The 13,924-nt window shown below is 41.2% G+C and carries 11 protein-coding genes; 4 read left to right on the plus strand and 7 right to left on the minus strand.

The genetic code is table 11. The features are described from left to right. Positions 1–702: 702 nt before the first annotated feature. Complete coding sequence (locus DFR58_RS08235) at positions 703–2,796, plus strand: glycoside hydrolase family 9 protein (protein ID WP_114297352.1); 2,094 nt, start codon at positions 703–705, stop codon at positions 2,794–2,796. A 117-nt stretch (positions 2,797–2,913) separates the two neighbouring features. Next, a complete protein-coding gene (locus DFR58_RS08240; protein ID WP_114297353.1) occupies positions 2,914–5,787 on the plus strand; it encodes a glycoside hydrolase family 9 protein in 2,874 nt (957 codons plus the stop codon). A 280-nt stretch (positions 5,788–6,067) separates the two neighbouring features. On the opposite strand, the gene DFR58_RS21800 is transcribed toward DFR58_RS08240, so the two are convergent. From DFR58_RS21800 to DFR58_RS08265, 5 genes are all read right to left on the minus strand, one after another. Beyond that, on the minus strand, positions 6,068–6,220 hold the full coding sequence (locus tag DFR58_RS21800; RefSeq protein ID WP_170138083.1) for a hypothetical protein: 153 nt from the start codon (positions 6,218–6,220) through the stop codon (positions 6,068–6,070). 92 nt (positions 6,221–6,312) lie between these two features. Next, positions 6,313–7,524: a polysaccharide deacetylase family protein gene (locus DFR58_RS08250; protein WP_207659164.1), complete on the minus strand. Its 1,212-nt coding sequence runs from the start codon at positions 7,522–7,524 to the stop codon at positions 6,313–6,315. Between the two features lie 292 nt (positions 7,525–7,816). After that, positions 7,817–9,259: a radical SAM/SPASM domain-containing protein gene (locus tag DFR58_RS08255; protein ID WP_207659167.1), complete on the minus strand. Its 1,443-nt coding sequence runs from the start codon at positions 9,257–9,259 to the stop codon at positions 7,817–7,819. A 76-nt stretch (positions 9,260–9,335) separates the two neighbouring features. Next, positions 9,336–9,515, minus strand: coding sequence for a hypothetical protein (locus tag DFR58_RS08260; RefSeq protein ID WP_114297357.1), 180 nt, complete (start codon positions 9,513–9,515; stop codon positions 9,336–9,338). A gap of 85 nt (positions 9,516–9,600) precedes the next feature. Beyond that, on the minus strand, positions 9,601–10,104 hold the full coding sequence (locus DFR58_RS08265) for a GNAT family N-acetyltransferase (RefSeq protein WP_114297358.1): 504 nt from the start codon (positions 10,102–10,104) through the stop codon (positions 9,601–9,603). Between the two features lie 157 nt (positions 10,105–10,261). Here DFR58_RS08265 and DFR58_RS08270 point away from each other — a divergent pair, with 157 nt between their 5' ends. Together DFR58_RS08270 and DFR58_RS08275 are read left to right on the plus strand one after the other, a co-directional pair. Then, a complete protein-coding gene (locus DFR58_RS08270) occupies positions 10,262–11,080 on the plus strand; it encodes a hypothetical protein (RefSeq protein ID WP_114297359.1) in 819 nt (272 codons plus the stop codon). A 258-nt stretch (positions 11,081–11,338) separates the two neighbouring features. Further along, the gene (locus DFR58_RS08275; protein ID WP_114297360.1) at positions 11,339–12,106 is read left to right on the plus strand and encodes a class I SAM-dependent methyltransferase; all 768 of its coding nucleotides are present in this window, start codon (positions 11,339–11,341) and stop codon (positions 12,104–12,106) included. Positions 12,107–12,427: 321 nt separating this feature from the next. On the opposite strand, the gene DFR58_RS08280 is transcribed toward DFR58_RS08275, so the two are convergent. Both DFR58_RS08280 and DFR58_RS08285 read right to left on the minus strand, forming a co-directional pair. Continuing rightward, on the minus strand, positions 12,428–13,150 hold the full coding sequence (locus tag DFR58_RS08280) for a YetF domain-containing protein (RefSeq protein WP_341457392.1): 723 nt from the start codon (positions 13,148–13,150) through the stop codon (positions 12,428–12,430). A 118-nt stretch (positions 13,151–13,268) separates the two neighbouring features. Next, positions 13,269–13,880 (minus strand): YhcN/YlaJ family sporulation lipoprotein, encoded by a 612-nt coding sequence (locus DFR58_RS08285; protein WP_114297361.1) that lies wholly within the window; start codon positions 13,878–13,880, stop codon positions 13,269–13,271. Positions 13,881–13,924: the final 44 nt, after the last annotated feature.

A 13,924-nucleotide genomic window follows, 5' to 3' on the forward strand; every position in this document is an offset into this window, starting at 1 on the left:
TTATACACTAAAAATATTATTTTTTCAAGTGTTTTTGGAATAAAAAAAGCGCGTATTTGCGCCGATTTCCTGAGTTTTGTATGCTGGTTTCTCCTAAAAAATTATGGTGTTAAAGTCTAAAGACGGGAAATAGCTTTGTAGGAAAGTAAACATCCCCCCTCTGCCCAAACCTTAGTATACTCAGGTTTGGGCAGTCCTACGTATACACATCCATCATCTGAAGGATGCTGTCTTCCGTGGTTTCATAAAAATTTATTTGAAAATTTCAGCATATTAAGATATACTATCAATAGCATATAAAAATTGGAAGCGTTATGCAACTTATAATTGCTATCTGCTTCTCTGCTCTGGTTTGGGACAGGCAGTAAAAGGCGAGGAATGCCGGCAAGTTCAGTACAAGCATTATTTGAACGGAAAGAAGGTGAAAATAAAACAAAATCAAAGGATTCCCCGTTAAAATCATTTGACAAGAGCACAACATACAGCAAACGCCTCACAATTTCCATCCTTTTAAGGCCGCCGGTTCGCAACAGTTTCCGCGCAACCTGCCAGTTCTTATATTACACACACCCATATTTACATATGCACAAAATCCGCCTGATAATTCCTGCCACAGCTTAACAGCAGCCATATTGTCATTAGACGCAATTCCAGATTACAAAAGATAAAATTCACATTTCAAAAATTTAAGGGGGTTAAGAGATGAAAAGGATAGGTGTACTTATCCTGCTTATCATTTTTTTGGTAGGCATGATTCCACAATCAGTTATGTCTCAGGAGGAAACAAATTTTAACTACGTCGATGCATTCGCCAAGTCAATTCTGTTCTACGAAGCAAACTGGTGCGGTCCTGATGCAGGAAACAACAGGATAAAATGGCGCGGCCCATGTCATGTTGATGACGGCAAGGACGTTGGGCTCGATCTTACAGGAGGGTTTCACGACTGCGGAGATCATGTCAAGTTCGGGCTGCCTCAATGCGCTTCAGCTTCCACTCTTGCATGGGCTTACTATGAGTTCGAGGATGCTTTCATCGCAAAAGGTCAGGATGAGTATATGTTGAATATTTTAAAACACTTTTGCGACTACTTCATTAAATGCTTTCCAAACAAAACAACATTTTATTATCAGTTAGGTGACGGAGATGTAGACCATCAATACTGGGGTCCGCCTGAGTTGCAGACAAATGACAGGCCTGCCTACTATGTGGCAACGCCTTCAAACCCCGGTTCTGATGTGGCGGGAGATGCCGCAGCGGCACTGGCGCTCATGTACTTGAACTATAAGGACAAGGATGCCGCATACGCCGAAAAATGCCTGACTTACGCAAAGGATCTTTATACCTTCGGCATGACCTATAGGGGAAACAGTAAGGGGCAAAGCTACTACCTCCCCAGAGATTACCTGGACGAGCTTATGTGGGGCTCAATATGGCTGTATGTTGCAACAGGTGATGCCGTATACATGGATAATGTCGAAAAGCTTATGGTTGAGAAAAACATCAGCGGCGATAACTCCTTTAACGACCACTGGACACAGTGCTGGGACTATGTCATGACAGGAGTGTTCACAAAGCTTGCAACACTTTCACCCAACCCAAAATACAAGGCAATCGCAGAGGAACATATGGATTACTGGCAGAACAGGATAACAACTACTCCCGGAGGCATTAAATATCTGGACAGTTGGGGGGTTTGCAAGTATCCTGCCGCAGAAAGCATGGTTCAGCTTATATACTACAAGGAAACCGGCGAAAAGGATCAAAAATACCTTGACTTTGCAAAGGGCCAAATCGACTATATCCTTGGCAAGAACCCCAACAAAATGTCTTACATGGTGGGCTTCGGCGATAACTATCCCAAATTTCCCCACCACAGAGCGGCAAGCGGAATGCTTGAAGGCCCTCCCGCCGACGAAAAGAAGGAATCACCCGAGAGACATATACTGTATGGCGCTCTCGTTGGCGGAGCGGACATAAACGATGAATACCATGACAACGTGAACGAGTACGTCTATTCTGAAACAGGTTTGGATTACAACGCAGGGCTTGTAGGCGCACTGGCCGGAATGTCCAAATACCTTGGAGAGGATCAGCTTCCCGAACCCATTCCCGGCATTGAAGGCCAACCCACCAAATACTACACTGAAGCTAAAATATACAAGGAAAATTCAGAAGGCGTTACTATTGACCTTAATTTGTACAATATTGCCACATCCCCTCCACAATACGAAGCCGACTTGTCCTATAAGTATTTCATGGACTTATCGGAATATACTTCAATAGGAATTAATCCCTCCAAATTCACCACCAAGGTGTACTATTCGCCTGCCAACGCTCAGATATCTTCAATTAAGCCGTGGGATGAGGAGAAGAATATTTATTATGTAGAAATAACCTTCCCGAACAGCGCGCTGTATGCGAGAACCTATGTGCAATTTGCCGTTTACAATTATGAAAATAAGCTGTGGGATCCTTCAAACGACTTTTCTGCGGCAGGCTTAACCAGCACCTATACTAAAATGGAGAACATTCCTATATACAAGAACGGTGTTAAGGTCTACGGTAATGATCCATCAGGTGGGGCAGACATTTTGTATGGAGATTTAAACAATGACGGGCAGGTAAATTCAGTTGATTTTGCTCTTCTAAAGAAATACCTGTTGGGCATGGGGGATGACGGAATAATTTTGGAAAATGCAGACGTTAATAAGGACGGAACGGTAAACTCAATAGATTTTGCCAATCTAAAGCTATATTTGCTCGGTAGAATTGATAAACTACCTGTCGGTAGCTAGCTAACCGTAGGTAGTTAGCTGCCCCATAACACCTTATTTGCATTTATCGGTTTACTGGGAATTTATTGTGTTAAAAAAGCACGAGTAAAATATTGTTTTTAAAGGAGGCAGTTAAAAATGTACAGTGTGCAAAACAAAAGTAAAGGAAGGCCTATCAAAAGGCGAGGGATGCTGTCAATCCTTTTGCTGGTTGTCATGATTTTCGGACAGCTTTTTACATCGGGTGCGATAGCGGCAGAAGCATCTCCCTGGTCCTTTACACCCGCCGAGGGCTGGGAGAATTACAATCACTTTAATTTTGCCGAAGCCCTGCAAAAATCACTTTATTTTTATGATGCTGAAAAGTGCGGTGCCGCCGCCGGCTATGACAAGGGCGGAAGGCTTGAGTGGAGGGGCTCCTGCCATGAAGGGGACGCCAATATCCCATTTGAGAATACAAACCTTTCGGATGCTTTTATACAAAAGTACAGAAGCATACTTGATCCCGATGGAGACGGAACAGTGGATGTACACGGAGGCTTCCACGATGCCGGAGACCATGTGCGGTTCGGACTTCCTCAGAGCTATACCGCCGGCACCATGGGATGGGGCTTTAATGAGTTCAGGGACGCCTTCAAGGCAATAGGTGAAGAGGAGCATATGATTGAGCTTCTAAAGGAATTTACCGATACCTTCCTGCGCTGCTCCTTCCTTGATGAAAGCGGGGATATCATTGCTTTCTGCTACATGGTAGGAGAAGGAGATGAGGATCATTGCTACTGGGGCCCGCCGGAGCTGTATCCGGAACAGTTCACCAAATCCAGACCCGCGGATTTTGCTACTGCCGAAACCCCCGGGAGTGATGTTTGCGCCAGCACTTCAGCAGCACTTGCAACCTCTTATTTGAATTTTAAGGATGATGAGCCTGAATACGCAGAGAGGTGTCTGACTGTGGCAAAGGCCTTGTATGATTTTGCAAAGAAATACAGGGGTAAAGCTGCCGGTGACGGCTATTATACCTCCGATTATGATGAGGATGAGCTGGCATGGGCTGCGGCATGGCTATATGAGTGTACCGGGAACATAGACTATATAAGGGATATAGATTCGGTTGACGCCAAAGGAAACTACACAGGGTATATGAAAAGAATAATCCCGGAGACTTACAATACCAATACCTGGTATAACTCGTGGGTGCATTGCTGGGATGCCGTATGGGGAGGAACCTTCCTAAAGCTGAATCAACTGATTCCTGATAATGAATTGTTTGATTTTATCGCCAGATGGAATGTAGAGTATTTGTCGGGCGGAATGGCAAAGCACCAAGACCCCAATGACAAGAATTATGCCAAGCCGTCGCCCGCCGGGTATACGATGATTAACGGCTGGGGATCTGCCCGTTACAACACCGCGGCTCAGCTCTCGGCGCTTGTATATATGAAAAACCATCCTGAGAGGACGGACTTCGGGGCGTGGGCAAAAAACCAAATGGAATACATCATGGGAAGAAACCCCATGGGCTACTCATATATAGTGGGCTACGGCTATGAACAGGGTCTGCCTTCCGCAAAGCATCCCCACCACAGGGCGGCTCATGGTTCAAAAACAAACAGCATGAACGACCCCGAGGAGCACAGGCATATTTTATGGGGAGCCTTGTCCGGTGGACCTGATGCAAGTGATTACCATATAGATTCAACTACCGAATATGCCTACAATGAGGTTGCCGTCGACTATAACGCCGCCTTCGTCGGTGCGTGTGCAGGTCTGTACCAGTACTACGGAGAGGGGCACCAGCCGATACCAAATTTCCCGCATAAGGAAGAAAGAACCGACGATTACTATTGTGAGGCGCGTATAGAAAGGGAAACGCACGACAGTACGCAGATAGTTTTAAAAATACATAACGAATCCAGTCAGCCTCCCCATTATGAAACAGGAATGATGGTTAGATATTTCTTTAATATAAGTGAGTTCCTAAAGCACGATCAGAGTATAGATGATGTGATATTTGCTATTGAATATGACCAGCAGATTTCCATGCAGCAGGACCCTATTAAATACAGAGGGCCTTTTAAATGGGACGAAGGTGGTACATACTATTATGAATTCGACTGGAGCGGAAGCAAAATATACGGCGACAGAGAGCTGCAAATTTCGTTCAGGGCAAAGCAGGACTCCAGTTACCTTACCCACTGGGATCCTACAAACGACTACAGTAGAAAGGGCGTTACAGGAACTTATGCCTTAACTCAAAATATTCCCTTATATTTGGATGGGGTTAAGGTATACGGTGAAGAGGCGCCCAAGCTGGATCCTATCCCCGACGACGAGGACCCCGACCCTACTCCGCCATCAATCAGCGTCTCCTACAAAGGCGGAACAATTGATTCCACTAAAAATGTAATAAGGGCAACAATAAACATTAAAAACACAGGAACCTCCACTATAGATTTATCGGATATAAAGGTACGCTACTGGTTTACAAGCGACGGAAACCAGCAGAACTCCTTTACATGTGAATACGCAGTCTTCGGGGCTGAAAAGGTAAAGGGCAATTTATCGGGTATAAGCAATCCTGTTCCCAATGCCGACACGTATTGCGAAATCTCATTTGCAAATGGCGCAGGTAAGCTCGCACCGGGCGGAAGTACCGGGACAATACCATTCAGAATAGAAGGCGCATCGGACTACAATCAGAAAAATGACTACTCGTTTGATTCTGCCATGGCAGATAGCTTCGGGGATAACAACAAAATTACAGCTTATGTGAAGGGTGCTCTGAAATATGGAATTGAGCCCGTCGCATCGGGCGGAATTGCCGGCGATGTCGACAATAACGGAACTGTTGACTCAATCGACTTTGCAATTGTTAAGAAATACCTGCTTGGATCCATTGAGCTAGACCAGGAGGCTTATAGCAGAGCAGATGTGAATGGAGACGGCAATGTTAATTCCGTCGATGTCACATTACTTAAAATGTATATCCTTGGCACCATAACTTCATTTTAGTTAAATTAGGATACAAACCATCTAAAAGCGATGTAAAATAATTTCCGGAAGAATAATTTCCCCGGAATGCGTGACCGGGATATAATTTAAGCTAACTAAAATCACAAGCGCCTTCTACAGGTATATATGCTTTTATAGTTAGAGTAGAAATTATTCTGGAGGATATTATTTTACATCCTCCGTTATCCGATATGTAAAAGCCTAAACTATATAGTTTAAAAAACAAATAAGGCGCTTGCTGCCCGGCATTTTCCCGGTAACAGCAAGCGCCTTTGTCATTTTAAACGGGCCTTGCCTTTTCCTTTCCGTTCTTTGCCTTGCCCTGTATTTCAGGCACAGGCGGCAAGTCATTTTTAGGGATATGAGTTTTATGATTGCTCTCGGTTCCATGAGGATCTTTGGGGTCGGGTCTTCTCATTCCTGCTTTCGCCATTGATTCATCTCCTTTTGCTGCTTCTGAAAATATAATATAAAAATAGTTTTTCTTAAGCTTAGAATAATTATGCCCTTTTCTGTTACAGGTCACTATTTGGCTACATTGGTCCATAATCTGTACTTTACATTGGGGTTTACACCCTTTTGCTCAAACATCTCACTCACCGTCACAAAGCTAAATCCCTTGTCCAGCAATCCCTGTATAATAGCATCGAGTGCGTCAACAGTCTGTGTATTTCCGTAAAAATCGTGAAGAAGTATAATATCTCCCTCCCGGACACTATTAAGAATTGCTGCCGCTCTGGCCTCCGCACTAACTGAAGGCTCCCAATCGTTGCAGGATATTCCGCAGATAAAGGGAAGCTCAATGGTTTCATACATTGTGTTGCTTATTGACATATACGGCGGCCTGAAGAATTTTGGCCATACTCCCACAGCATGGTATATTGCGTTACTGGTTTTATTTATCTCATCCGTTATTTGAGCAGCGGTCATCCCGCTCATATAGGAATGAGTCCAAGAATGATTATTAATTTCGCATCCCAAGCTTAATTGTCTTTGCAGTATGGACTTTGTCTCGTCGTTTATATTTTGCCCGATGACAAAGAATGAGGCGGTTATGTTATATTGCTCAAGCTTGTCAAGTATAAGTGATGTTACGGGGCTTGGGCCGTCATCAAAGGTCAATGCTATAAGCTTTGCGTTGGAATTAAACTGCGTGGTAACCTGTAACGCACTGCTCGCAGGGGAGAGATTCCCGGCCGCATCTCTGGCAATCACTGTAAAGCTGTATAGAGTACCCGCATTTAAGCCTGTCACAGTATAGCTTGTTGTATAGCTTGTTCCTGCCGGTACCCCGTCCTTATAAATTTCATAGCCCGTCACACCCAAATTATCGGAGGATGCGGACCATTTAAGAGCCACGGAATTGACAGTCTTTGAAGTGCACTCAAGTGCCGTCGGTGCTGTAGGCGCCTCGGTATCGCCGGAATTGCCATAAGGCAGAGTGTCTATTATACCCAGCAGGTACTGTTTCATTATGGCAAAGTCAATCGAATTTACTGAATTGTCGATATTAAGATCCAGACTGCTGATATATGTATATCCCGGTGTAAGCAAATACTGCTTGAACCACGCAAAATCCGACGAATCAACATCTCCGTCATTGTCGCAGTCCCCGTAAATCAACGCGGCACCCAATGATGTGCCATCTGCTGAAGTACCTAAAGAAGCAGGACTGCTTAATGCAGCGGAAGCAATTCCAGAGGGTGCCGCTGCTGTCAAAATTAATGCTATGCCCATAACAAATGCTCCTATTCGCATCATTTTCCCCAACCTAAACATTTAACATACATCTCCCTTATTTTTATTAGGGGACGTCAGACTGTGTGAAAACCCTAAAATTGTTTGGAAAATTCCAGCTTGTCACCGCTGCGGCATCATGGGGTACGGTTCTTCTGCTTTCCTTTCAGTCCTACGCTGCGCTACGGAAGCATAAGAATCCGTCCCCAAGATTCCTCCGCTGTTTTTCTGCAAGGACAAAGCTTTACAATTTCATTCAAAATAGTTTTCACACAGCCTGCCGTATCCCCTGTTACGTCTGACGTATTCCATCCTTGCTCTGGTACGGGCAATCCGCCGGAGCGTCAAAAACAGTGTTAAAGTTCGATAAAGAATCCCTGTAGCAATAGCCCTTTTCAAAATGACATGTTTCAAAATAAATACATTTTTCACATGCCGTATCTTTAAACATATCTCTCGGAGCATATAAGAAATCTCTGATACTATTGGAATTCCATATTTCCACAACGCTGGAATCCAATAAATTTCCCATTGTAAATTCCGTTTTGTGGGGAATCTGTTCACATAGCATTATATCTCCATTAGGCTTCATACGCATACTTGTGCGGCCTCCGGAGCATATGGAACGGTTTTCCCACTGTTCCTTGCTTTTTCTTATGGGAGCACCGGTATTTTTATCCTCCTGAAATGTAAATTTTAATTGCGGATACTCCTTGCGCAGTGCCCCAGCAGTTTCAATCAGCCTCAGCTTATCCTCAAACGACAGGAATAGGCTGTCATCATGTCTGAAAAAGCTTCTTCCATAATGGACAAATTGAAATTCTTCAACTCCCAGAGGATAAAACTTTTCTACCAATCCTCTTGCAGCACCGGCATTGTAGCTTGTCAGAACACATTTTATTCTTGGGTATACTCCTGCTTTCACACAGTTCTTTACACTGTCCACACTTGTTTCAAGATAATTCCTTCGCTTGACAAGGAAGCTTGCAATTTCACTATCAGCACTGTCAATGCTTATTTGCAGAATTCTCTTCAAATGCGGCTTTGCATCGCGTATTCCGATACCGAGTGCTGCAAGCCTCTCCGCTGCTTCATATGTAATATGAACCTTGGTTGAAAGAAAAAAGACAAATTTATGATTAACCATTTCCTCTAATATTTGAAATGCATCCCATCGGGTAAAGACATCTGCTCCACCTACATCTACGATATATATATCATTTTCATAAAGATCCTTAATAATGCTCTTTATTTGATTAAAATCCAGCTCCCTGCAAGGCAGTCTTTCGGCGTAGCAATATATACAATCCGTTGCACAATTATTTGTTATTTCCAGACTTACAGATATTGGTCTTTCCAGGCGATTGACAGGAAAGCTGTAGCTTTTAAAATCCGGCACCAAATCACTGCCGTCGGTAAATGTAGGACTTAACTCTCCATCCTCTGAAACAAACTCGCTTTTCTCTAAAATATCCATTACTCTTGTAAAAATACAGGTAAGATCGTTGATGCTTTCCTGACTGGCATTATTAATGTCAAGCCAGTAGCGATAAATTTCAATTTTTGTATTCTGTCCGTTGAAAAACGGAACTATTATAGCCTCAACAGGAGACAAAACCTTGTATATGACTTCTGCAGTTATACATTTATATACTACCAGATTTTTAACATCATTCCTAATGCGCCAAGGTGAAATTACTTTTGGTTTGGAATCGGGACTAGAAATAGGTTCCATCCCGGCACTTAATAAACTATTATCTTTTAGCATAGCTTCCTCTTAAATAATGTCCTTTATATTACATTTTTAAACACTACTTTCCTCCGGGTATACACCCCTCCAGACAGCCTCCCGGGCAATCAACCTTACATCCGTTAGGACAATCGGAATTCATTTTCGTAATATAATCTGTATTCAGCCTAAATGCTGAGGCTTGAAAAGATTCCTTTAACCTTAAAGCAAGAAGATCCATATCGGTTGTTTTATCGTTCATGCCTTCCACCTCCCTTTCATCACATCTTTTACCATCACGCCGTATTATTTACAGTTTATTATATAAAATCCCAAATGTCAATTATCTAATCCTTATTTGCAACATGAACAACCTGTTTTTCACCAAATTTCTCAAAATATTTATAAAACTGCAATCCTATTTTATTAGCAACTTTTTGTGAGGGGGTATTCCGCACTGTGCAGTATGAAAATATTTTAGGATAATTTAAAACTTCAAATGCATATTTTTTACAGGCAAGAGCAGCTTCCGTTGCAAATCCCTTATTACAATATTCTTTAATAATATGAAAGCCGATCTCTGGTACTGCCTCATCGTCTATATTTTGCATTGTTATGCCGCAATCGCCAATAAACACATCACCTTCTCTTAATATTACACCCCATAGTCCATGCTTATATTTTTTATAGTTTTCAATATTCCATTGAATCCACCCTTCTACCTTTTCTTTACTAAACGGCGCGGGATAGTATTGCATAGACTCAGGATCAGAAAGGACTTTCATTAATTCTTTTGTGTCAGCAATTTGCAGCTCCCTCAGATACAGTCTTTCTGTTTCAATTATTTTCATTATCAATCACCGCTTTCGTCTATTATAATAATCAAATGCCTTGCAGATAAATATTATATCATAACCTTAAAAAATAGAAAAATCTTCCCATATTAAAGGAATATTGATATAATGTTTGTACTACTGTTATAATATATTTCGAATGGGGAGAGCAGATTTGAGGAAAAGTAAAGGACTTTTAACCGTCGTAGCTGCTGTTTGTTTCATCTTGGGATGTTTATCTCCACATCAAGCTTATGCACTTTCGAATACACTTACTACAGATAAAGTTTTAGTCTCTGAAAAGGATACAAAAAACAAATCCGATTCTCAGACCGAAGAGGCTGGCTTAAAAGAAGGCCAAGATACCGATGACCCCGACGACCATACTACCGGGCCGGCTGTTACGGAATCGGCAGAAAATTCAGGAAGTCCTGATGAAAACACTTCCTCGCAGAATATTGATACTGACGATAATGTCCCGAAAAGTGATGATAAAGCTGATCTCAAGGATGATACCAAAAATTCCGACAAGGTTGATGAGAATTTATGGTACAGCAAGAAGAACCCAATGCAAAAAGATCATCAGAAGCTGCTGTGGGATTGTTGCCAAAAAAGAAATATTGATTATATTGATATGCTGGCTCTTATTTATACCGAGAGCAATTTCAATGAAAAATGCACTACAGGCAAATATCACGGCTATTTTCAAATAAGCACTGGAAACTGTGCAAACCTTGCTGCCACACTTAAAACCAAAAATAAACCCCTTGACGGAACAATTAACATTAATTGGGGAACTGCCATGTACGGTTGGATATTGGCAGACAAGAGGGTTAAAGGATTGGAAGGAAAAAAGAAGCGGGACATTGCTTTGTCCATATACCAGAGAGGAACCGGAGGATATGACAAGCACGGTATCAGCACAAAATTTCTGGATATATATTATGAAAAAAGATCCATTGCGGTTCAATGGTATGAAACAAAAAATAAATAGTTGGATATTGATGAAATTTTGTTTTCATGCATTGTCCTGTGTCGGAAAAGTCATGGCTGTTCCTCAAAAAATCAACGAATTCCTTTGGGATATCCCCGTTCACACAAGATGTGATGTCAACAACTCCGTCACATTGCTATGTCGATTTTTTGTTTCTGTATCGTTTAGAAGGGAGCCTTTATAAAAGAAGTAGGGTATAATTGAATTATGATAAGGAGTAAAACAAAAGGTATAATCACAAAATAAGGAGTATGAACAATGGAAGAAATAACAATCCACGAATTTGAATTTGCCCTCATCAATGAATTTTTCACAGAGCTTGAACGGCAGGGACCCGGCAGTCCTGAAGAAACCATCAGGGCATTAGGTTTTATCGGTAACCTTTCAAACAAAACAAAAATTGCCGATTTAGGCTGCGGCACAGGCACTCAAACAATGGTTCTGGCACAAAATACAGAAGCAACCATCACCGCCCTCGACCTTTATGCCGGTTCTATTGATAAGCTTAACGCAACAGCGGGAAAGCTTGGTTTGCAGGACAGGGTAAAAGGTATTGTCGGTTCAATGGATAATTTGCCGTTTCAGAATGAAGAATTTGAGCTTATATGGTCTGAGGGGGCTATTGCCAATATAGGTTTTGAAAAGGGCTTGAATCACTGGAAGGGGTTCCTCAAAAAAGATGGTTATATTGCCGTAACATATGAGTCATGGTTTACTGACGAACGCCCTGATGAAATTGAGAAGTGGTGGGTGGACGCAGTTCCTGAAATCAGCACAATAGCGCATAATATTTCCATCATGCAAAAAACAGGCTATATTCCTGTTGCCGCATTTACGCTGCCTGAAAGTTGTTGGATAGACAATTATTTTATCCCGCAAAAAGCAAGACAAGAGGAATTTTTGAAAAAACATAGGGGGAATAAAATCGCTGAGGATATGATTGCATTTATGAAGCGTGAGGCAGACTTATATTTAAAGTACAAGCAGTATTATGGATATGTATTTTATATTGGGAAAAAGATATAAATTAATCTCTTGTAAGTGTACAGCGACATCAGACTGGGCTAAAATAGCAAAAATATTAATTTTATTTATATTAAATTTAGCAGTAGATTACCGTGCTATTTGACAATCATTTACAGTATATACATTAGAGAGGTTGAAAGAGTCCTTTAAACCTTTCAATCTCTTTAATATTTCCTTATAATTCCTTGTTCTCACTAGTTCTGTAATCTCAACTATAAAATAATCCGAAGTCTAATTTGTATAGTCAATTGTAACACATATCGATTTAATTATATTAACCAATTCTTGAAGTGTTAGCACAGTCTGGCGTACCTCCATACTCTAATGCCTAAGATTATGAATATCTTTTGTGTCTCCCAAACCTGTTGATATATAAAGCTGGCCTTCTGTATTAATGGAAGCAAAGAACACGCTCTCTAAAGAGTCGATGTTTTTTTCCTTTAATTTGGTCACCAGCCAATCCACATCGAGCTTAAGTTGACTTAGGTTCTCTTCATAAACTTCTCCTTCAACAATCAAAGGAATCGAAAGACCCTTATATTCTGTGTTTACTTTTATCTCCTTAGCAGTAATAGGCTGATACTGAGATTTTTTGAGTACGCTGATTTGTCCTGTAGATTCTACTACAGCAAATTCTACTTCATTTACATCAAAAACATTTTTTTCTCTTAGCATCATCAAAACATTATCAATACTATACTTGATTTTTTTTAGATTAGCTTTTACAAATTGTCCATTCTCTATTACAATAACAGGCTCAAAAGTTAGCATATGTCCTATTTTTTTATTTTTCATAATCACTACGCTATATACATATTGTATTCCAACCAGCAATATAACGGCATATGCAGTCGGGAGATGTTGTATCTCCGGATCCGCTATGTCTGCTCCAATAACTGCTCCTAAAGTAATGATTACGATAAAATCAAAGATTGGCAGCTCCCCCATTTTTCTTCTGCCCGCAATCAATGTTACAATTAAAGCAAGTATCATGATTGTTATTACCCTCATAGTTACTACTAAATATTCCACTTTTTTAATCACCCTCTTTTTCTTCCTTACTTACTGTTCCATACTATATTTTTGTATATAGTCAGAAAAATTTAAATAATAGGAAAATTGCAAGTTCATCACTTGCAATTTTCCTATTCGCATAACCTCTTTAATGAGCTGGCGTGGTTATTCCGCGCATAATTTGATTAAACTCGTTAGTAATATCATTCATTGGCCTGTTGTTTGTAATGTCCTCTCCAAGCCGATTCATTCTGTTCATCATGTCAGGCTGCTCGCTTACTGATACATTAGTAATAGTTCTGTCAATCTTTTTTACTTTGCTGATTATCATATTCTTAGCTGCATTGCTATCTCCCATATTTCCGGAAGGCTTATAACCAACTAAAGCAGTATTTCCCATGACTATTACATTTGCATCTGCAATTTCTGTTATATCCCTTAATTGATTTTTGATATTTTCAGCCTTTTGCCTGTCTGGAGCCATTTGTTGGTCTGGCTGGTTGACTCCTGGATTGGCTCCTTGATTAACTCCGGGGTTGGCTCCCTGATTGTTTCCTGGATTCATACCAGATGTTCCACCATCTTCAGGCTGTGGTGCAATGCCAAGCAAGTTATCTCTTTCAATCCCCTGCTGCTGCACGTTTTGTTGTTGCTGATCAGGTAAACGCGATGTTCTTCCTGCATCGCACGCACTAAGCATAGTAGTTATTAAGCAAAATCCTAAAAAAACAGTACCACCTGTTTTGACATTTTTAATCAATTTAAAACACCTCCTCTTCCCTATTTTAATCAAAATACATTTAT

It is taken from the genome of Anaerobacterium chartisolvens (assembly GCF_003337415.1).
GTDB lineage: Bacteria > Bacillota > Clostridia > Acetivibrionales > DSM-27016 > Anaerobacterium > Anaerobacterium chartisolvens.